14 protein-coding genes and 3 pseudogenes are annotated in these 20,904 nt (G+C 70.1%); 9 read left to right on the top strand and 8 right to left on the bottom strand.

Annotation, left to right across the window (positions count from 1 at the left end):
* Positions 1-579: pseudogene (locus ASG63_RS23970) on the top strand (IS3 family transposase); the annotation flags it as partial.
* A gap of 237 nt (positions 580-816) precedes the next feature.
* On the opposite strand, the pseudogene ASG63_RS04975 reads toward ASG63_RS23970, so the two are convergent.
* A pseudogene (locus ASG63_RS04975) lies at positions 817-2,098 on the bottom strand (IS110 family transposase).
* A gap of 146 nt (positions 2,099-2,244) precedes the next feature.
* Here ASG63_RS04975 and ASG63_RS04970 point away from each other — a divergent pair.
* Positions 2,245-2,535: pseudogene (locus ASG63_RS04970) on the top strand (integrase core domain-containing protein); the annotation flags it as partial.
* A 634-nt stretch (positions 2,536-3,169) separates the two neighbouring features.
* Here the strand turns inward: ASG63_RS04970 and ASG63_RS04965 are convergent.
* Complete coding sequence (locus ASG63_RS04965) at positions 3,170-3,886, bottom strand: glutamine amidotransferase-related protein (protein ID WP_056212669.1); 717 nt, start codon at positions 3,884-3,886, stop codon at positions 3,170-3,172.
* Between the two features lie 360 nt (positions 3,887-4,246).
* Between ASG63_RS04965 and ASG63_RS04960 the strand changes: the two genes are divergently transcribed.
* Both ASG63_RS04960 and ASG63_RS04955 read left to right on the top strand, forming a co-directional pair.
* A complete protein-coding gene (locus tag ASG63_RS04960; protein ID WP_443189777.1) occupies positions 4,247-5,875 on the top strand; it encodes a sensor histidine kinase in 1,629 nt (542 codons plus the stop codon).
* 112 nt (positions 5,876-5,987) lie between these two features.
* A complete protein-coding gene (locus ASG63_RS04955) occupies positions 5,988-6,389 on the top strand; it encodes a response regulator (protein ID WP_200957526.1) in 402 nt (133 codons plus the stop codon).
* Positions 6,390-6,501: 112 nt separating this feature from the next.
* Here ASG63_RS04955 and eat read toward each other — a convergent pair whose 3' ends face one another.
* Both eat and ASG63_RS04945 read right to left on the bottom strand, forming a co-directional pair.
* Positions 6,502-7,872: an ethanolamine permease gene (gene eat / locus ASG63_RS04950; protein WP_056212665.1), complete on the bottom strand. Its 1,371-nt coding sequence runs from the start codon at positions 7,870-7,872 to the stop codon at positions 6,502-6,504.
* A 94-nt stretch (positions 7,873-7,966) separates the two neighbouring features.
* Positions 7,967-9,166 (bottom strand): ceramide glucosyltransferase, encoded by a 1,200-nt coding sequence (locus tag ASG63_RS04945; RefSeq protein WP_056212663.1) that lies wholly within the window; start codon positions 9,164-9,166, stop codon positions 7,967-7,969.
* Positions 9,167-9,264: 98 nt separating this feature from the next.
* Here ASG63_RS04945 and ASG63_RS04940 point away from each other — a divergent pair, with 98 nt between their 5' ends.
* Both ASG63_RS04940 and ASG63_RS04935 read left to right on the top strand, forming a co-directional pair.
* The gene (locus ASG63_RS04940; RefSeq protein WP_338011805.1) at positions 9,265-10,275 is read left to right on the top strand and encodes an NAD(P)/FAD-dependent oxidoreductase; all 1,011 of its coding nucleotides are present in this window, start codon (positions 9,265-9,267) and stop codon (positions 10,273-10,275) included.
* 10 nt (positions 10,276-10,285) lie between these two features.
* Positions 10,286-11,188, top strand: a complete 903-nt coding sequence (locus ASG63_RS04935) for a histone deacetylase family protein (protein WP_056212661.1) — start codon at positions 10,286-10,288, stop codon at positions 11,186-11,188.
* Here the strand turns inward: ASG63_RS04935 and ASG63_RS04930 are convergent.
* Positions 11,146-11,427, bottom strand: coding sequence for a hypothetical protein (locus ASG63_RS04930; protein WP_056212659.1), 282 nt, complete (start codon positions 11,425-11,427; stop codon positions 11,146-11,148). The genes ASG63_RS04935 and ASG63_RS04930 overlap by 43 nt on opposite strands.
* A 189-nt stretch (positions 11,428-11,616) precedes the next feature.
* On the bottom strand, positions 11,617-12,189 hold the full coding sequence (locus tag ASG63_RS04925; RefSeq protein ID WP_056212657.1) for a TetR/AcrR family transcriptional regulator: 573 nt from the start codon (positions 12,187-12,189) through the stop codon (positions 11,617-11,619).
* A 246-nt stretch (positions 12,190-12,435) separates the two neighbouring features.
* Here ASG63_RS04925 and ASG63_RS04920 point away from each other — a divergent pair, with 246 nt between their 5' ends.
* From ASG63_RS04920 to ASG63_RS04910, 3 genes are read left to right on the top strand one after another with little or no spacing between them, the layout of a single operon-like run.
* Positions 12,436-13,542 carry an efflux RND transporter periplasmic adaptor subunit gene (locus ASG63_RS04920; RefSeq protein ID WP_443189776.1) on the top strand — a complete coding sequence of 369 codons (1,107 nt, stop codon included), beginning with the start codon at positions 12,436-12,438 and terminating at the stop codon, positions 13,540-13,542.
* On the top strand, positions 13,539-14,630 hold the full coding sequence (locus tag ASG63_RS04915; RefSeq protein ID WP_056212655.1) for an efflux RND transporter periplasmic adaptor subunit: 1,092 nt from the start codon (positions 13,539-13,541) through the stop codon (positions 14,628-14,630). The genes ASG63_RS04920 and ASG63_RS04915 overlap by 4 nt, the downstream gene beginning before the upstream one ends.
* A gap of 59 nt (positions 14,631-14,689) precedes the next feature.
* A complete protein-coding gene (locus ASG63_RS04910; protein WP_056212653.1) occupies positions 14,690-17,797 on the top strand; it encodes an efflux RND transporter permease subunit in 3,108 nt (1,035 codons plus the stop codon).
* Positions 17,798-17,824: 27 nt separating this feature from the next.
* On the opposite strand, the gene tsaA is transcribed toward ASG63_RS04910, so the two are convergent.
* Both tsaA and ASG63_RS04900 read right to left on the bottom strand, forming a co-directional pair.
* Entirely contained in the window at positions 17,825-18,322 is a 498-nt protein-coding gene (tsaA, locus tag ASG63_RS04905) for a tRNA (N6-threonylcarbamoyladenosine(37)-N6)-methyltransferase TrmO (protein ID WP_056212651.1), read from the bottom strand.
* A 105-nt stretch (positions 18,323-18,427) separates the two neighbouring features.
* Positions 18,428-20,803 (bottom strand): bifunctional diguanylate cyclase/phosphodiesterase, encoded by a 2,376-nt coding sequence (locus ASG63_RS04900; RefSeq protein ID WP_056212649.1) that lies wholly within the window; start codon positions 20,801-20,803, stop codon positions 18,428-18,430.
* Positions 20,804-20,904 lie beyond the last annotated feature (101 nt).

The following is a 20,904-nucleotide window of genomic DNA, read 5'->3' as shown; positions in this document are numbered from 1 at the left end:
CGCAACTTGGCAACGATCTCCTCAGGTTTCGGGTGCTTTGCCATCTCGTCCGTCCTCCAGGCTCAAAAGCCATACCAAAGGGCGGACCACTTCAATGGGGGCGGATCACCAGCACCGGGGCACGCAACGCTACGTGCCCACGGTACCGGCTGACGAGGATGCGCTGACCCGCGCCATCATCGCCTTGGCGTCCGAGTACGGACGCTACGGTTACCGCCGCGTCACCGCACTGCTGCAGGCAGCGGGCTGGCAGGTGGGGAAAGACCGGGTTCAGCGGATCTGGCGTCGTGAGGGGCTCAAGTCCCGCAAAAGCATCGGCCGCGAAGCCGACTGTGGTTGAACGATGGCTCCTGCGTGCGGCTGCGGCCTCTCCATCGCAATCACGTCTGGAGCTTCGACTTCGTGCAGGGCCAGACCCATGACGGGCGAAGCCTGCGTATCCTGACGCTGATCGACGAGCACAGTCGCGCCTGCCTGGCGCTCAAGGTCGCGAGGCGCATCAACAGTCTGGGTGTGATCGAGGCGCTGGCCGATGCGATGTACCTGCATGGCATCCCCGACAACATCCGCTTGGACAACGTCCTACGTAGCGAGGAAGGACGGCTGGCTAGGCAACAGTTCTCCGTCCGCGAACATGCGCCCGCGGTGTGTTTGTCGTCAACGTCGATCCAGGCGGCTCCTGCCGATCCGGAAGAATTCTCGGCCATAGCGAACACAGGATCCAGCCGATGCACGCGGCACCGTGGTCCTCACCGTCTTAACACGAGATGTCGATCCAGGCAGGAGACCCGAGCATTGTCTACAGGGTCGTGGTTCTCACGCCCTCACGGCTCTGCTGAGAGGGGTTCTCCCACCTGGTACCGGCCCCTCGACGAAGGGCCGGTAGTCGGCACCGGTCTTAATGACGGCGTGCACCACGCGCGCCATCTTGGCGGTGATCGCGGTCAGCGCCTTGCGCCGCAGGTCGGCATCGTGCCGGTCGCGGGCGATGTAGCGCTCGAACTTGTCGCGGAAGCCGTTCTCCCGCTGCCGGATGGCCACCTGCCCAGCCAGCCAGCCAGAGCGTGCGCCGGAGCCGGGCGTTGCCGTACTTCGACAGCTTGGTCTGGCCGCGGAAGGTGCCGGACTGCTGGGTGGCCAGATCGAGGCCGCAGAACTTCAGGAACTGCCGGTGATGGCTGAAGCGGCGCAGATCGCCAGCCTCGGCCAGGATGGTCAGCGCGTTAATCGGGCCGATACCGGGAATGCGACGTAGCAGCTTTTAATCCGAGCTGTCCGTCAGGAGGGCGTCGGCCGTGGCCTCGATGGCGTCGCGCTGCCGGATCAGCCCGCGCACCTCGCCGATGACGAGCCGGAACATGCTCACCGCCGGAGCATCAGGCGGCACCGGCAGTCCGATCGAGATGCGGGCCGTCTCGTAGATGTCGCCGAGCAGTTGCGCCTTGGCGACCTTGCGCCCGACGACATCCCAGGCGGCGGCGATGAAGGCCTCCTTGCTCAGCGCGGTGATGCTGGCAGGCGTGGGGAAGCGATCGAGGAAGGCGAAGAACCAGTCCGAGCGGCTGTTGTGGCGGAAGCGGTCGACCTCCGAGAAGTACAGCGGCAAGTAGTGGGTCAGGATCCGATGCAGCACCTCGGTCTTGGCCCGCGAGACGGCGTCGTGCGTCTTGGACAATTCCTGCACCTCGTTGATGCCGGCGGCGAGCGGATCTTGGTAGACCTGCGAGGCGCCGATGCGGATCATGTGCAGCATGACCTGGGCGTCCTTCGGGTCGTTCTTGTTCCAGCCGTTGTGCAGGGCCTCGCGGGTGCGGGCGAGTCCTACGGACGAGATCAGGCGCACGGCAAAGCCGGCCTGGAGCAGGCGCCAGGCGATCGGGCGGTGATAGTTGCCGGTCGCCTCGAACCCGCAGGTCACCGGCTGACCGAGATCGGTTAGGAGCGCGATCAGGCGGTCGTGCTCGGCACGGGTGTTGAGCACGCTCAACCGGCGTCGACGGCCGGAGCCGGGCACCTCGATCAGGACCTCATTTCGGGCTTTGGCGACGTCGATGGCTACGAGAACGCCGGCCGGCGGCGTAAGCTGTGGTCTGGTCATGGTCGATCCGTCTCTGGAATGAGGCTTCGAACACCGTCACTCTAGAGACCTGCCGATCGGCCATGACCGCCCAGGGCGGCACGCTGCGCTCAGCATGGCTTCGCGCGCCGCCCTAGAACCGTCGAGCCACCTTCCCGATGTGCTATGGACCGGAGTTCGCCGGTCGCATGCTCGACCAGTGGGCCTACCTGAACGGGGTCGAGATCGACTTCTCACGACCGGGCAAGCCGACCGACAACGCCTATATCGAGTCGTTCAACGGCCGCCTACGAGCGGAATGCCTAAACGCCTCGTGGTTCCTGTCGCTGGCTGATGCCCGCGACCGCATCGAGGACTGGAGGTGCCACTACAACGACGATCGGCCCCATACGGCCCTGGGCGGCTTGACGCCCCGAGCCTTCGCCAACCAAGCTGTCACAGCCCGAGAACTTGCATAGGCCGTGGACCACAAACGGGGTCAACCCCAACCATGCAGTAGCCTCTCAATCGGCTCGGTCCAAAATACCGGTCAGGTCAACATCCCAACCGCGTTCTAGCGAACGATATGTAGCTGCAGGAAGCATCGTTTATTTTCTTAATGAATCGTACAAAGGCGGTTCCATTTTATTGCGGTCGATAAGGCAGGAGTGTCCTTAAAAGCCGTTGGTCTTTTCCTGCCGCGCTGCCCAAGCACCTGAGCCAAACTTCTATCCCCTGGTGAGGCTCAGCTCGGTCGGCGCACCTGATGTGACAATCACCTGCAAAGCCTTCTGAAGAACCCGCTGAGTGGTCGCGCGCGTCGCTCGATGGGGGCATCACGCGCTGGCTCGAGCCGACGGGTCGGTGAGGTTGTCCCTTGAACGCAGGGCGAGCCAAGGCCCCACCCTTGGGAAGCTGCGTGTCAAGCGTGGCCGTTCCGGCAGGGTGTCGTGGCGGCGCGGGGGTCGTGGACGCGGAGATCCATCCGCCGGATGCCCCTCGGTTTGGACGCGGGCAGCCGTTCGCAAGGCCCTGGGCCTTCCTCCTGCCCAGCGGTTCGCGCGTCACGTCGCATCGCTCGCGAAGGGGGGATCACGGCCGTGAGCCCTTCGCTCAGACGCCTCGGCCCTGTTCGGCAGGATCCCTGAGGAATCGCCGAATCCATCCGCCGACGCGCGCGCCGTCGTTGGGAGCATCGAGTGACGCCAGGGCCCGGGCCCGCACGGCTGCGTCGAGATCGCCCGGACGGTGCCCGGCGATGAGGTCACGGGCATAGTCGGTGGTGAATTCCGGGTGGAACTGGACGGAGAAGGCGCGCCGGTTCGAATAGGCGAGGATGCCGTGGGGCGTGAAGGCGCTGCCCGCCAGCGTTCGGCTCCCCGGCGGCGCCTCGACGACCTGATCCTGGTGGATGGCCGGGACGGCGACCCGCGGCTCTCCATCCATCCAGTCTGCCGCCCGAGGAATGTCGTAGGTGTGCAGCCCGATCCCCCAGCCCTTCGGCGATTTCTCGACCCGTCCGCCGAAGGCGGCCGCCATGACCTGATGCCCGAAGCAGATCCCCACGAGAGGTTTGTCCGGGTCGAGATCACGCAGGGAGGCGATCAGCGTTCCGATCCAGGGGAGGGGATCGTAGGCGCCGGTCGGCGAACCCGTCACGAGGGTGGCGTCGAAGGTGTCCGGATCGGTGGGCCATTCGTCCCGGTTCACCCGGAACACCGTGACGTCGTGCCCGGGGCCGAGCCGGTCGGCGGTCATCCGGCCATAGCCCGGGTATTGGCCGGCGAGCCGCTCCGGGGGCGTACCCGCTTCGAGAATCGCGATCTTCATGGATGGGAGACGGTGAACCGGCGTTTCACCCCCGATACCAGAACCCCCTCCGGTCGGCCCGCCGATTCTTCATGTGAATTGCGCCGCGGCAGTGATTCGCGATTCGGGCCTCGGAAGGTGGGCGATGGGCCCGCGTCCGGCTGCCCGACCGACCGGCACCGCGATCCGGCGCAGGACCCGGTTTCGCGCGCGCTCCCGTTGTGCAACAGTTCCGTAATACGTCCGCATGGTCTTCATCCATGGGAGTCTTCCCGTGGCACCCTCGTGCCGACACGGGCTCAGTGACTTCATCCGAAACGGAGGATACAACGGCTGGCCGCCGGGGAAGTTCCCTTCATGAGCTGTCATCTCGATCAGGGTATCAGGCCAGATACATCCGATCCGCAGCGGCTTGCTGAGCTGGCCGCGCTCGACATCCTCGACACAGCTCCGGAGCAGGCGTTCGATGATGTCGTTCAACTGGCCCGGTTGCTGTGCGGATCGCCCGTCGCCTTGATCAGCCTGGTCGACAGCGATCGGCAATGGTTCAAGGCCCGCGTCGGGTTTCCCCGCTGCGAGACCGATCTCAATGCGTCGGTCTGCGTCTACGCCCTGAGCGAGCCCGACCTGCTCGTGATTCCCAACCTGACGGGCGATCCCCGCACCTGCCGGAACCCTCTCGTCACGGGAGACCCGCATATCCGCTTCTACGCCGGCGCCCCCCTGCGAATGCCCAGCGGCCGCGTGCTCGGCACCCTGTGCGTGCTCGATCACCAGCCGCGCGCGGGTGGTCTGACGGACGATCAGGCGGACGGTCTGCGCCGCCTGACGCGTCAGGTGACGACGCTGATCGACGAGCGCCGGCAGATCGCCTTGGTGAAGGCCGAGGAGGTCTATGCCCGTGCGGCCTCCCTCCGGCGCGCCGCGCTGATCGAACTCGGGGATTTCCTGCGGAACGAGGCCTCCGTGCCGGCGATGACGCACCGGGCGGCGGAGATCGTCGGCCGGACCCTGGACGCCAGCCGGACCGGATACGGCGAACTCGACGGGGCCGGCGAGTACATCACCATCCATCGCGACTGGACCACCGTCGGCTCGGACAGCCTCGTCGGGCGGCATCGCTTCATGGACCACGAGACCCTCGGCCCCTGCCTTTCGCGCGGGGAGACCCTCGTGGTCGACGCCGTGGCCGAGGATCCGCGCACCGTGGAGGCGGCCGCGCTCCTCTCGCGAATCAATGTCGGCGCGATGCTCAACGTCCCGGTGCGTGAGCGCGGTCGCAGCGTCGGCCTGTTCTTCGTGCACAGTGACGCGCCGCGCCCGTGGCGGCACGAGGAGATCGCCTTCGTCCGCAACGTCGCGGATCGCGTCCAGGTGGGCATCGCGCGCCTGCGGGCCGAGGAACATCAGGCGGTGCTCAATCGCGAGCTCAGCCATCGCATGAAGAACATGCTGGCCATGGTCCAGGCGATCGCGACCCAGACCCTGCGCAGCGCACCCGACCTCGAGACCGCCAGGGACGTGCTGGCCGACCGCCTGATCGCGATGAGCAAGGCCCACGACCTGCTTCTCAGCGGAACCCGCGAGAGCGCCAGCATCGAGGCGGTCATTCGCGGGGCTCTCGAGATTCACGACGATGCCCGGTCGGAGCGGCTGCACCTGGCCGGTCCCTTCGTCCAGGTCGGCTCCAGGGCCGCCCTCTCCCTTGCGTTGATGGTCCACGAACTGGCGACGAACGCGGCCAAGTACGGGGCGCTGTCCCGATCCGAGGGCTCGGTCGCTGTGATCTGGACCATCGAGACCGAGGGGCCCGAAGCGATGCTGTCCCTGTGCTGGACCGAGCGTGGCGGCCCCGCGGTGGTCACCCCGACGCGCCGGGGTTTCGGAAGCCGCCTGATCGAGCGCGGCCTCGCCGGCGCGGTGGGCGGGGCGGTAAGCACCACCTACGCGTCCACAGGCCTGGTCTGTACCCTGGCTGCGCCCCTGCGCGGGATAGAAGCGGAGGAGTAAGGCCCATAGGGTCCGCCGGCTCGGAGTGCGGGACGCGAGGATCGCTCGAGGCCGGTGGCGGCGACAGGGCCGCTATGCCGGACCTTTTCTCGACCGCGAAGCGTTGAGGTTCATGCCCTACCCGACCTCCTCCAAAGGCTCGCACGCTCTCGTGGTGGAGGATGACGGTCTGATCCGCATGGATGCCGTCGATATTCTCGAGCGGGCGGGCTACGCCACCCTTGAGGCTCAGACCGCGGATCAGGCCCTGGACCTGCTGCGCCGCTGCCATCGGGACGTGACCATCCTGTTCACCGATGTCCGGATGCCCGGCACGCAAGACGGCTTCTCCCTGGCGCGGGAGACCGCGCGGACCTACCCGCACATCGCCATCCTGGTCTCGTCGGGAATTGCCCGTCCCGTCGTCGGCGACATGCCCGCGCTCGCCCATTTCATCGAGAAGCCCTTCAGCGCCCGCATCGTCAATCGCCATCTGCAGCAGATGATCGACGAGAACGGGTTGAAGGTTCAGTAGCGCCTGGGCCTGGGCTACGCCCCCGGGCGCCTTTCACCGCGCCCCTTGCCCCCGGCCACCACCGCGCGGCGTTGCGAAAGGCGCCGCGATCGGCCTCCGGCGGCATTCGGGTTCAGAGCGCCGGGTCGCAGAGCGGCTTGCCCGAGGCCGGCGTCGCAAACCCTTTCGCCGCGAGCACGGCCAGACCCATCAGGACGAGGAAGATCGCGAAGATCACCGGGTTGTAGACAACCAGGGCGACGAAGCAGACCGCCGCCAGGGTAAGGGCGAAGGCGGGCGCCGCCGGGTAGAGGGGGGCGCGATAGGGACGGGCGAGATCCGGCGCGATCCGGCGCAGCCGGAACAGGCTCGCCAGGCTCATCCCGTACATCACCAGCGCGCCGAACACCGCCATGGTGACGATGCTGGCGGTGAGCGACTGCCCCGCGATCGTCACCAGGTTGTCGCTGTAGATCGCCGCGATCCCAACGACGCCCCCGGCGAGGGTGGCGACGTGCGGCGTGCGGAAGCGCGGGTGCAATCGGGCGAGTCCGCGGGGCAGGAAGCCGGCCCGGGCCAGGGCGTAGATCTGGCGCGAGTAGCCCATGATGATGCCGTGGAACGAGGCGACGAGGCCGAACAGGCCGAGCCAGACCAGCATGTGCAGCCAGCCGCTGGATTCCCCCACCACGCCCTTCATCGCCTGGGGGAGGGGATCGTTGAGATTGCTCAGGGTCCGCCAGTCGCCCGAGCCGCCGGCGAAGAGCATCACGCCGAAGGCCAGGACCGTCAGGGTCAGCACGCCCGTGATGTAGGCGATGGGGATGGTGCGTTTGGGGTCCTTGGCCTCCTCGGCGGCCATCGCCACGCCCTCGATGGCGAGGAAGAACCAGATGGCGAACGGGATCGCGGCGAACATGCCGCCGATCGCCGGCAGGCCGAACCGGTCCGCGCCGGCCCAGCCGTGGGCGGCGAAATGCGACCAGGCGAAGGCCGGGGCGACGACGCCCATGAAGATCAGGAGTTCGGCCACCGCCAGGATCGTCACGAACAGCTCGAAGGTCGCGGCGATCTGCACGCCGACGATGTTGAGGCACATGAAGACGAGGTAGGCGCCCAAAGCCGCATGCTTCGGATCGAGGCCCGGGAACTGCACGTTGAGATAAGCGCCGATCGCCAGGGCAATGGCGGGCGGGGCGAACACGAACTCGATCAGCGTGGCGTAGCCGGCGATGCAGCCGCCCACCGGCCCGAAGGCGCGCCGGCTGTAGGCGAAGGGGCCGCCGGCCTGCGGGATCGCCGTGGTGAGTTCGGTGAAGCTGAAGATGAAGGCGACGTACATCGCCGCCACGGCCGTGGTGGTGATGAGGAAGCCCAGGGTCCCGGCGGAGGCCCAGCCGTAGCTCCAGCCGAAATACTCGCCCGAAACGACGAGCCCGACTGCGATGCCCCAGAGGTGGAAGGCGTTCAGGCCCCTGTGGAGGCCGCTCGTCTCGGTCTGCATCGCCCTGGCTCCGTCCGCCCGCCGCGGGCGGGGGAGCTTGAAGCAAGAGCGCTGCCGTGCCCTCGCGTCGGACGGAGGACTGGCACCGGCGCGTTCAGGCGGCGCTGGCGCGGGGCCGCGGGCGGCGCCAGGGGTTGCGCCGGGAGGGCTCGGACGCCTTCGTCCGGATGTCCATGGGATTGCCGCGCCAGACGATGGCGCCCCGCAGCCAAGCGCTCACCCACAGGGCGGGAACCAGGGCGTCGCGGATCAGGAAGGCCAGGAGCAGCCGGGGGTGCCGGTACCAGCGCGCCCGGACGGCCAGGGCGATCTCGGCCCCGTACCACAGGCCTGTGAGCCCGAGGAGGAGGCCGGCCAAGGGGATGGACGGCGCGGCCGCGAGGGCGGCCGCGAAGGGCAGGAGCGGGCCGCAGCCGATCTCGGGGGCGAAGAAGAGCGGGAAGGTGACCCGGCGCAGGCGCGCCCAGCGCAGCTGCCGGGACCAGACCTCGGCGAGGGTGCGCTGCCCGAGGGGCTGGTCGAAGGGGACGGCCACGAGATGCACCTGCGCCCCCGCCGCGCGCACGAGCTTCGTCGCCGCCGCATCCTCGGCGATCTCGGACGCGAGCGCCCGGATGCCGCCGCGGGCCTCCAGGAAGGGCTTGTGCCAGAGCATGCTCTTGCCCTGGGCGAAGCCGAGGCCGAGGGCCTCGCCGGTATATTGCCAGCGCGCCTGCAGGGTGTTGAGGAAGGCGCATTCCACCGCGGCGAACAGGCCCGCGGGGCGGGCCCCGATCGGCGTCGAGCAGACGAGGCCGGTGTTCGGGCGCCAGGCCGCCTGCAGCTGCTGCAGGTAGTCCGGCGGCATCGCGACGTTTGAGTCGGCCAGCACCACCCAGTCGTGGCGGGCCGCCTCCCAGCCGCGCACGCAATTGTTCAGCTTCGGGTTGTCGCTGATCCGCTCGTCGCCGACGATCAGGCGGGCGGGCACGCGGGGATGCGCCGCTATCAGGCGCTCCAGCAACGGCACGATGGGGTCGGCCCCGTGGGCGACGCAGAAGATCAGCTCGTAGTCGGGATGGGCGAGATGGAAGCCGCGCGTCAGTAATTCCTCGCTGAAGGCCTCGACGCCGCAGACCGGTCGCACCAGGGAGATCGGGGCGGCGCTCGGAAACACCGACGCGCCGTTGCGCCGCCCGATCCGCAGGGCCGCCACCGCGATGCCCACGAGGTTGATGCAGGTCAGGGCGACGCATAGCCAGAGGGCGGCCGTGGCGCCCGGCTCCGACAGATCCTGCAGCGCCTGGTCCCACATCCGCGACGTCCCCCGTTCGCGAAACCCCACCATCGCAGCCCGGCGCGGGTTGGACACCGCGTCGCGTCCCCGGCTGCACAGCGCCCCTAACAGCCGTGATGCTTCAGTCGTATGACAGCCCCGGATCACGAGGGGGGATGCGGGTGGCGGAACCGGTGCAAGGGGCGAGACCGGCGCGTGTGGCGATCGTGGGGGCCGGGATGGCAGGGGCGAGCGCGGCACGCGCACTCCACGCGGCCGGGGTCTCCGTCGCCCTGTTCGACAAGGGCCGGCAGCCGGGGGGCCGCATGGCGAACCGCCGCGACGACGAGACCGGCCTCAGCTTCGACCACGGCGCGCAGGTGATGCGGGCGCACGGACCCGCCTTCCGCGCCCGCCTCGCCGACTGGGCGGTCAGCGGCCGCGTCGCGCCCTACGATGCGCCCGGCAGCGTCACTGCCGTGCCCGACATGACCGCGCCCGTGCGCGACCTCCTCGCCGGCCTCGACGTACAGGTCGGGCGCACCGTCACCGCCCTGGCGCGCACCGACGGCGGCTGGCGACTCACCCTGGCGGAGGCCGGCGAGGACCGGCTCTTCGACGCGGTCGCCCTGACGCTGCCGGGCCCGCAGGCCCTGCGCCTCCTCGCCGCGAGCGGTCTCGCCCTGCCCGGGGTCGAGCGGGCGACCTACGCGCCCTGCTGGTCGCTGATGCTGGCCTGCGCGCAAGACCTGCCCCTCCCGGGCGACGTCCTGCGCCCCGCGGACGGGCCGGTCGCCGCGATGTTCCGCGAGGGCGCGAAGCCCGGGCGCCCGACCGCGCCCGTCGCCTACACCGTCCATGCCACGCCGGACTGGTCGAAGACGCATCTCGAAGAGGCCCCGGAGGCGGTGCGGGCCGCGCTGCTTGCCGCCCTGGGCGACCTGTTCGGCGACCCCGTCATCCCCTTGCAGGCCCGCGCCCATCGCTGGCGCTACGCCCTCGTGGAGGAGACCTGCGGCGCCCCCTGTCTCTACGATCCGGGCCGGCGTCTCGGCTATGCCGGCGACGGCTGCCTCGGGCCGCGCATCGAGGCCGCCTTCGACAGCGGGCTCGCCCTCGCGGACCGGCTGATCGCGGATCTCGCATGAGCCTGTCGCGATGAGCCTGCCCATCGTTTTCCACCCGGCCTACGAGGCGACCCTGCCCGAAGGCCATCGCTTCCCGATGCGCAAGTATGGGCGCCTGGCCGCGCTGCTGGTGGAGCAGGGACTGGTGCCGGGCGGCTTCGCGCGGCCGGAGCCCGCCGGGGCCGATCTCCTCGCCGCGGCCCACGACCGCGCCTACGTGGAGGCCGTGCTCGCCCTCGACGTCTCCCGCGAGATCGAGCGCACCATCGGCCTGCCCGTGGGCGCCTCAGTGGTCGCCCGTTCCTGCGCCTCGGTGGGGGGGACGCTGCTGGCGGCCCGCCTCGCCCTGGCGCACGGCCTCGCGGGCAGCACCGCCGGCGGCAGCCACCATGCCCGCCGCGAGACCGGCGCTGGCTTCTGCATCTTCAACGACGTGGCGGTGGCCGCGCGCACGCTGCACGCCGAAGGCACCATCGCCCGTGCCCTGGTGGTGGATTGCGACGTCCACCAGGGCGACGGCACCGCCGATTGCCTCGGCGGCACGCCCGATCTCTTCACCCTCTCGATCCACGCCGAGAAGAACTACCCGACGCGCAAGATCGCCGGCGACCGCGATGTCGGCCTGCCCGACGGCGTCGACGATGCCGGCTATCTCGCGGTGCTGGCGGCCCATGTCGGGCCGCTGCTCGATGCGATCCGCCCCGACATCGTCTTCTACAATGCCGGCGTCGACCCCCATCGCGACGACCGGCTCGGCCGCCTCGATCTCACCGATGCGGGCCTGCTGGCGCGCGACCGCTTCGTCGTCGGCGAGGCGCATCGGCGGGGCATTCCCTTCGTCGGGGTGATCGGCGGCGGCTACTCCACCGACATCGACGCCCTCGCGGCCCGTCACGCCCTGGTCTTCGCAGCCATGGCCGAACGGGCGGCCTGACCGGGCACCCGTTCGGCCGTCGCGGCGGTGACCTCGACCTCGGCTTTTGACAGCGCCGCGTGGCGGGCGACGATCCGGTCGATCGTCCGACCCGGCTGCCCGCCGCAATACGGCGTGCGCAGGAGTTCGAAGCCGTGGGCATCCTCCTGCGCCAGGATGTGGCTGTCGCCGGAGGCGGGCGGCACCGGCAGCGTCGGACGCCGCCGCTTCAGGTCCCGCGCCGGGGCGACGCCGCCCATGCCGCGGAGGACCCGAGACCGCGATGTCGAAGGGGGGGCGTCCCGCGTGCCTTCCGCTGGCGCGCTCCCGGCGTCGGGAGGCCCGGTCGGCCGGCGACCGAAACGCGTCGGCATCGCTACGCGGCAGAGGTCTGTGTCGCCGTTCGCTCCGCAAGGTTCAAGAAACGCACGCGCGGCGCGCGTGCGGCTTCAGGCCGGGATCGGCTTCGGCAGGCTCCGGGCGGCGCTCTCCATGGCGTCGAACAGCTTCTCCAGTTCCGCGCCCTCGAGACAGTGGAAGCCCAGGGTGCGGCTGAGCAGCAAGCCCAGGGTGGCGAAGGTCAGCATCGCGCCGGCCCCCGGGCAGCAGGCCACGTCCTCCATCTGGGCGAGGCGCTGCTTCAGGAAGGCGTTGAAGCCCGCGAAGGCCTCGGGGTTTTCCGCCGAGGCCAGCAGGAGCGCGCGGGGAAACCCGTCCTCGTCGGCGTAGACCTGACGGGCATGCGCGATCAGGGCGAGGGGGAGTGCGGCCGGACCCGGACCCTGCTCGACCTCGTGCGCGGCCACGCTCTCGCGGATCTCCCGCAGCTTGCGCTCGGCCAGCGCGGAGATCAGTGCGTCCTTCGAGGCGTAGTGATGCAGCACGCCCCCCTTGCTGAGCGAGGCCTCGGCCGCCACCGCGTCGATGGTGAGCGTGCGGGTGCCCATGCGCCGGATCAGGCGTTCGGCGGCATCCAGGATGACCACCGGTCGGTCTTCGCGGCGGGTACGCGCCTTCATCATCGACGATCCAGCCGGTTCACCGGCGGTTTCGAGGGCGGGAGATCTGTTGCCAGAGCCGGCGCGAAGATCGGGAAACGACAATGGGATATCGGGGAACGACGGCGGCGGGAAGACGGTTCGCCGAAAAAAGAAACCGTCTGGACGGTCGGTAGCGGAGCCGATATGGGTGACGCCAGACAGGGCCTTTTCGAGTTCGAGGACGCGATGGTGGGTAGGCTGAGGGTGTGGCCGCGCAGGTGCGCGGGCGTGGCCTTCGTGCTCGCGGTCTGTGCCGTCGCGCTGGCGCCGGCCCGGGGCGGCGAGGCGGTGGCCGGGGAAACGGCCAGGGAGACGGGGAAGCCGGCGAGCCCCGCCGTCGCCGTCGTGCGCACGGCCGTGGCGCGCGCCACCACGATCGCCTCCGACCTGATCTTCACCGGGGATATCCAGGCCCAGTCCCAGGTCAACGTGGCCTTCCGGACCAACGGCAAGATCGCGCAGCGCCTCGTGGAGGTCGGCGACCACGTCACCGCCGATCGGGTGCTGGCCAAGCTCGATCCCCAGGAGCAGCGCGCCAACCTCAACAACGCCCAAGCCGCGCTCACCTCGGCCGAGGCGCTGCTGACCCAGGCCAAGCTGAACTTCAAGCGTCAGGAGCAGCTCCTCGCCAGTGGCTACACCACCCGCCCGAGCTACGACGATGCCGAACAGCAGCTGCGCACCACGCAGGCCTCGGTGGATTCCGCGAAGGCCGCCCTCGGCAGCGCCGAGGAGCAGTACTCCTACACGGACCTGAAGGCGGGCGTGGACGGCATCGTCCTCAGCCGGACCTTCGAAGTCGGCCAGGTCGTGCAGACCGGCCAGACGGTGCTGGCGATGGCCCAGGACGGCCCCCGCGACGCGGTCTTCAACATCTTCGAGGCGGTGCTGGCCGCGCCCCCCGAGAGCAAGACCGTGGAGGTGACGCTGCAGGCCGACCCGCGGGTCAAGGCGTCCGGCCGGGTGCGCGAGATCTCGCCCAGCGTCGATGCCGCCTCCGGCACGGTCCGGGTCAAGGTCGGGCTCGACGCGACGCCCCAGGCCATGAGCCTCGGCGCCATCGTGGTCGGCACCGGCAAGTTCCGGCCGCGCCAGGCGATCGTGCTGCCCTGGTCGGCCCTCTACCGCTGGGAGAACGCCCCGGCCGTCTGGGTCCGCGATCCCACCCACAGCACCGTCGCGCCCCGTCCGGTCGTGATCGAGCGCTACGGGCCCAACACCATCGCGCTCAAGGGCGGCGTCGAGCCCGGCGAGGAGGTCGTCATCGCGGGCATCCAGCTCCTGCGCCCGGGCCAGACCGTTGCCGTCTCGCAGACCCTGGAGGCGGCGCGATGATCCGCCCGACCCTGCTCCGGTCGACCCTGGGCGCCCTGGCGCTCGTCTCGCCCCTCGGCGCCTGCCAGGCCGCCGAGGAGACGGCCCCGCCGCCACCCGTACGGCCGGTCCTGTACCGAGTCGTGAAGCCGGTAGCGGCCCAGGTCTTCGGCCCCTTCGCGGGGGTCGTGGCCCCCCGCTACCAGTCGGAGATCGGCTTCCAGATCGCCGGCCGGATGATCGCCCGCGACGTCACCGTGGGCGACATCGTCCACAAGGGCCAGCGCATCGCCGCCCTCGATCCGGTGGTGACGCGCTTCGCCCTGACCCGCGCCGAGGCGGACCTCGCCGACGCGAGGGCGCAGGCCGAGAACGCGAGCGCCACGGAATCGCGGCGCCGGCGCCTGCTGGCCGGCGGCAACGTCACCCAGGCCCAGCTCGATACCGCCGTGGCGAGCCGCGACACCGCCCAGGCCCGCGTCTCCCAGGCGGAGGCGAACCTGCAGCGGGCCCGGGACCAGATGGGCTACACCGAGCTGCACGCGGATTTCGACGGCGTCGTCACGGTACGCAGCGCCGAGGTCGGGCAGGTGCTCAGCGCGGGCCAGGCCGTGGCGACCCTGGCCCGCCCCGAGGAGCGCGAGGCCGTGGTGGACATCCCCGAGGAGCTCGTCGGGACGATGCCCACGGATGCCCAGTTCACGGTGGCGCTCCAGAGCGCCCCGGACGTGACGGCGACGGCGCGGGTGCGCGAGATCGCCCCCTTCGCCGACCAGACCACGCGCACCCGGCGCATCCGCATGACCCTGCTCAAGCCCTCCGAGGCCTTCCGGCTGGGCTCGACCCTCACCGTCACCCTGGCGCGGGCCGAGGCGCCTCACGTCGACCTGCCCGCCGCCGCGGTGCTGACGGAGGACGGCCGCGACGCGGTCTGGGTCGTCGCGCCGGACGGGAAGAGCGTGCGCAAGCGGCCGGTCACCGTCACCCGCCGCGACCCGGAGCGCGTGAGCATCGGCACGGGCCTGAACGCCGGAGAGCGGGTGGTCCTGGCCGGGGTCCACTCGCTCCAGGAGGGGCAGGCCGTGCGCTTGCCCGACCCGGCGCCCTGAGCCCGGGCACCGCCGCCATCCATGATCAGCCGCCATCCCGGTGAGGCGAGAGCAAACCCGTGAAGTCCTTCAATCTCTCCGAATGGGCCTTGGAGCATCGCTCCTTCGTCTGGTTCCTGATGCTGATCTCGGTGGTGGCCGGCTTCCTGGCCTACGAGCGCCTCGGCCGCGAGGAGGACCCGCCCTTCGCGATCAAGACCATGATCGTGCAGGCGCGCTGGCCGGGCGCCACCATCAGCGACACCCTCGATCAGGTCACCGAGCGGATCGAGAAGGAAGTGCAGCAGATCGATGCCGTCGATTTCAGCCGCAGCTACACCACGCCGGGCCAGGCCACGGTGTTCGTGCAGCTGCGCGAGACGACGCCACCCAAGACCATCCCGGCGATCTTCTACCAGGTCCGCAAGCGCATCGGCGACATCCAGGGCACGTTCCCGCAGGGCATCCAGGGTCCGTTCTTCAACGACGAGTTCGGTGACGTGTTCGGCAACGTCTACGCCTTCACGGCCGACGGCGTGACCCCGCGGCAGCTGCGCGACTACGTCGAGCGCGTCCGCGCCGAGGTGAAGAAGGTGCCGTCTGCGGGCAAGATGCAGCTCCTCGGCGCCCAGGACGAGGTGATCTACCTCGACTTCTCCACCCGCAAGCTCGCCGGCCTCGGCCTCGACACCAACTCAGTCATCCGCACCCTGCAGTCGCAGAACGCCATCGCGCCCTCGGGCGTGATCCAGGCGGGCCCCGAGCGGGTCTCCGTCCGGGTGGGCGGCCAGTTCGTCAACGAGGAGAGCCTGCGCGCCGTGAACCTGCGGGTGAACGATCGCTTCTTCCGCCTCTCCGACGTCGCCGAGATCTCCCGCGGCTTCACCGACCCGCCGACCGACCTGTTCCGCTTCAACGGCCAGCCGGCCATCGGCCTCGCCATCGCGATGCAGCCCTCGGGCAACCTGCTCACCTTCGGCCACGACCTGAAGGAGCGGATGCGCAAGCTCGAGGGCGAATTGCCGGTGGGCGTCGGCATCCACCTCGTCTCGGACCAGCCCAAGATCGTCGAGGAGGCGGTGGGCGGCTTTACCAAGGCCCTCGTCGAGGCCGTGGTGATCGTGCTCGCGGTCAGCTTCATCTCGCTCGGCTGGCGCGCCGGCCTCGTGGTCTCGCTGTCGATCCCGCTGGTGCTCGCCATCGTGTTCGTAGTCATGCATGTGATGGGCGTCACGCTCCAGCGCATCTCGCTCGGCGCGCTCATCATCGCGCTGGGCCTCCTCGTGGACGACGCCATGATCACCGTCGAGATGATGGTCGCGCGGCTGGAGGTCGGCGACAGCCTGAAGAAGGCCGCCACCTTCGCCTACACCTCCACCGCCTTCCCGATGCTCACCGGCACCCTGGTGACGGTGGCGGGCTTCCTGCCCATCGGCTTCAACGGCTCGTCGGCGGGCGAGTACACCTACTCGCTCTTCGTCGTCATCGCCGCCTCGCTCCTGGTCTCCTGGGTGGTGGCGGTGCTGTTCGCGCCCCTGATCGGGGTGAAGCTCCTGCCGAAGCAGATGAAGCACAAGGACCACGGCGCCCCGAGCCGGTCCATGCGGATCTTCACCGGCTTGCTGCTGGGCGCCATGCGCTGGCGCTGGACCACCGTCGCGGCCTGCGTCGGCATGCTCGGCGCGGCGATCGTCGGCATGGGCTTCGTCCAGCAGCAGTTCTTCCCGGCCTCCGACCGGCCCGAGCTCCTCGTCGACATGACGCTGCCGCAGAACGCCAGCATCGCCGAGACCAAGGGCCAGATGGACCGCTTCGAGGCGACCCTGGTGGGCGACCCCGAGATCGTACGCTGGTCGTCCTATGTCGGTCAGGGCGCGGTGCGCTTCTACCTGCCCCTCGACCAGCAGCTCGGGAACGCCTTCTTCGGCCAGATCGTGATCGAGACGAAGTCGATCGAGGCGCGCGAGCGCATGAAACTGAAGCTCGACAAGCTCGCCCGCGAGCAGTTCGTCGGCACCGACTTCCTCATCCATTCCCTCGACCTCGGCCCCCCCGTGGGGCGTCCGGTGCAGTACCGCCTCAGCGGCCCCGACCTGCAGACCCTGCGGGCCCAGGCGCTCACCCTCGGCAACATCGTCGGCGCCAACCCGCATCTCGATGTGCCGACCTTCGACTGGAACGAGCCCGGCAAGGTGCTCAAGGTCGACATCATCCAGGACAAGGCGCGCCAGCTCGGCGTGACCTCGGAGGACATCGCCGGACTGCTCAACGGCATCGTCGGCGGCCGGTCGATCACCCAGGTCCGCGACTCGATCTACCTCGTCAACGTGGTCGCCCGCGCGCAGGCCGTGGAGCGCAACTCCCTCGACACGCTGCAGAGCCTGCAGGTGCCGCTGGCCAATGGCAGCGTGGTGCCGCTCCTGGCCTTCGCCACCATCGGGTACGAACTGGAGCAGCCCATCGTCTGGCGCCGCGACCGCCTGCCGACCATCACGGTGCGGGCCTCGATCGCGGACGACACCCAGCCCGCCACGGTGGTCGCCCAGCTTGACGAGACGATCACCGCGTTCGGCAAGTCCCTGCCCGACGGCTACGTCCTGGCGGTGGGCGGGGCGGTGGAGGAGAGCGCCAAGGGCCAGGGGCCCATCGCCGCGGTGGCGCCGGTGATGCTCCTCACCATGGCGATGTTCCTGATGATCCAGCTCCAGAGTTTCCAGAAGCTCTTCCTGGTGGCCAGCGTGGCGCCGCTCGGACTCATCGGCGTCGCCATCGCGCTCCTCACCTTCAACAAGCCCATGGGCTTCGTGGCGATCCTGGGTGTGCTGGCGCTGATCGGCATCATCGTGCGCAACTCGGTGATCCTGATGACCCAGATCGACGAGTACGAGCGCGACGGGCTGGCGCCGTGGGACGCGGTGGTGGATGCCACCTGCCACCGCATGCGCCCGATCCTGCTGACCGCGGCGGCGGCCAGCCTCGGCCTCGTCCCCATCGCCCGCGAGGTGTTCTGGGGACCGATGGCCTACGCCATGATCGGCGGCATCCTGGCGGCCACCTTCCTGACGCTGTTCTTCCTGCCCGCCCTCTATGTCGGCTGGTACCGGATCAAGGCGCCGCCGAAGGGCACTCCGCGCAAGGTCCACGGCGCGGACGGGCAGGTCCACGGTGCCGAGGCGCCCGCAGGCTGACCCGCGGATCCGCGGGCGGGCACCGCGTCAGCGCGGGCTCGTCCCGGCCTGGTCCACCGTGGCGCCGGGGCGCGAATCCGTCGACGCGAAATAGGGCTTGATGTCGAGGAGCGGGGTGCCGTCGCGGCAATCGAGACCGCGCACCCGCAGGCTCGCCCCGTCCCGCGCCAGAAGCTCGACCACCGAGAGGGCGATGGGGTTCGGGCGCGCCGGCGAGCGCAGGGAGAAGGTGCCCCGGCTGCCCTCCGCATGGCGGGGGCGCTGCAGCGCGAGGTCCCGGGCGGCCTCGTCCATCCAGTAGAGGACGATGAGGTGGCTCGCGCCCTCGACGTTCTGGAGGGCCTCGGCGAAGGGCGCATCGACGGCGAGCGTGCAGACCGCGTCGGTCTTCAGGCCGTTCTTCGGGCACTCGCCGCGCGTGGCCCAGGGCGTGCGGACGCGGCCGATGAAGTAGAGCCCGGCGTCGAAGGCGTCGGGCAGCGGGATCGCCACCTCACCGGGACGATGGTCGGTCTCGTCGTGCATGCGCGGCGCCTCTCCTCCGGCGCGGGTCGAAGCGCCGGGCCTCTCGTTTCGGGCAAGCCGAGACCGGGAGCAAGCCGAGACCGGGAGCGGGCCGGTCGCCGCCGGTCAGGCGGCGACCGGCGACCGTTGCCGGGCGCCGCGGGTCTGCTGCGCGAACTCGCTGATGGGGCCGGGCCGGCCGATGAAGTAGCCCTGCGCGGCGTGGCACTTCTCGGTGACGAGGAAGCCGAGCTCCTCGGCGGTCTCCACCCCTTCGGCGATGACCGGCAGCCCGAGGCCGGCGCCGAGCCCGAGCACGGAGCGCACGATGGCGGCCGCCTGCGGGTTCGAGTCGACGGACGCGATGAAGGAGCCGTCGATCTTGATGGTGTCGAAGGGGAAGAGCCGCAGGTTCGAGAGGGACGAGTAGCCGGTGCCGAAATCGTCCATGGCGAGGCGCAGCCCCAGCGCCTTCAGCCGACGCAGGTTGGTCAGGGCCCGCTCGGGATCGCGGATCAGGGCGGTCTCGGTGATCTCGAGTTCGAGGCGCGCCGGATCGAGGCCAGTCTCGGCCAGGATCGCCTGGACGGCCGGCGCGAAGCCGGAATCATGGACCTGGACCCCCGAGACGTTGACCGCGACCGCCAGGGGTACCTCCCAGCGTGCGGCCTCCCGGCAGGCCTCCCGCAGCACCCAAGCGCCGATCTCCCGGATCAGTCCGCTCTCCTCGGCGATGGGGATGAAGACCGCCGGCGAGACCAGCCCGCGCCCGGGCTGGTGCCAGCGCAGCAGGACCTCGAAGCCGATCACCGTCCCGGAGCGGGTCTCAATCTGCGGCTGGTAGACCAGGCGCAGCTGGTCCTCCGCCAGGGCGCGGCGCAGCTGCTTCTCCAGGAGGCGGCGCTCGCGCACATCCTGTCCCATGGACGCCTCGAAGAAGCGGTAGGTGTCCCGCCCCTCGGACTTCGCTAGGAGGAGCGCCGTATCGGCCGCGTTCACGAGGTCGTTGCGGTCGCGCGCGTCGTCCGGGAACACCGCGATGCCGATGGTGGCGGCCGGCACGGGCTCACCCTGGAGCGCGCTCTCGGCCGCGGCCTGGAGGGTCGCCCGGATGGTCTCGGCGAGGCGGCCGGCCGTCACCGCGTGGGTGCAAGGCGTCAGCACGGCGAACTCGTCGCCGCCGATCCGCGCCATCGTCTGGGTGTCGTCCAGGAGGCCGCCGACGAGGCGGGCGACCCGCACGAGGGTGGCGTCCCCGATCGGGTTTCCGAAGAGATCGTTGATCTCCTTGAACCCATCGAGGTTGATGTGGAGGAGCGCCAGGCGCCCGCTGCCCGCCTGCCGGATGTTCCGGTCCAGGCAGTCCTGGAAATGCCGGCGGTTCGGCAATCCGGTCAGGAGGTCGTGCCCGACGAGGAACCGGATCTGGCGCTCGGCCCGCCGCCGCGTCGTGAGGTCCCGCACCGCCAGGGCGACGTGCGGCGTCCGCCCATAGGCGACCGGGCGCATGATGAGCTGGACCGGGAGGTCGGACCCGTCGAGCCGGTACAGGGTCCCCTCGACCCCGTCGTCGGGGTGGTCGGCGAGGCTGCCGCGGGTCGCGCTGTCGGGAACGAACTGCGCCAGGGGCAATCCGGCCAGGGCCTTCGCCTCGCCGCCGGCCAGGGCCGCGAAGCTGTCGTTGGCGCTGACGATGATGCCATCCTGGCAGATCACCAGGCCCTCGACGGCGGCGTTGGCGAGGCTGTGCAGGCGTCCGCGATAGACCTCGCGCTGGCGGTCGCGCAGGTCGAGCACCAGGGTCGTGCAGGCCATCAGGAGGATCGTCAGGCTCGCGAGCCCCACCGGGAGGGCGAGCCAGAGCGAGGGGACCGTCTCCTCGGGCACGACGACCGAGGGATCCGGCATCACCGTCAGGGCCAGCATGCCGAGGATGTGGTGGCCGCAGATCGCGCCCGCGAGGAGCGCGGCCCCGACGACCCGACCCCGCGCGCGTGCGCTGGTCAGCCCGATCCCCAGGGCCGCCATGGCGAGCCCGACGCCCAAGGCGACGGAGAGCGCCACCAGCGCTGGATTCCAGACCATGCGCCCGGCGACCTGATAGGCCGCCATCCCGGTGTAGTGCATCGCGGCGATGCCGAGGCCCACGATGGCCCCCCCGACCAGGGGGGCGCTGCGGGCGCTCCAGAACGCCGCGGTCGCGAGGCCGATCCCGCTCACCCCGATGCCGAACACCAGCGACAGCACCGTCAGGCCGACCGCATAGGCCGCGACCAGGCCCGGATCGGAGGCCAGCATGCTGAGGAAATGCGTCGCCCAGATCCCCGAGCCGCCGGCGACCGCCGCGACCCCGACCCATCCGCTGCGCCAGCCGATCCGGGTCTGCTTCGCGTGGTGCAGAAGCGCGACCGTAGACGTCGCGGCCAGGGCGCAAATGATCGCCGCGAGCGTCAGCAGCCACGGATCATGTTCGGTAATGGAGCACCCGAAGACTGTGAGCATCGACGCCCTGTTCTCCCTGTCGTCGCCGCTTATGCCAGTCCGAGGACCCAGTCTTCGTCTCTTCCGGACGAAACGGATACCTTGCATATGTTAAGGGAATC

The organism is Methylobacterium sp. Leaf94, assembly GCF_001426045.1.
In the GTDB taxonomy this organism is placed as follows: domain Bacteria; phylum Pseudomonadota; class Alphaproteobacteria; order Rhizobiales; family Beijerinckiaceae; genus Methylobacterium.
The sequence above is the reverse complement of the archived record's forward strand: the minus strand, read 5'-3'. Positions and strand labels throughout refer to the sequence as shown.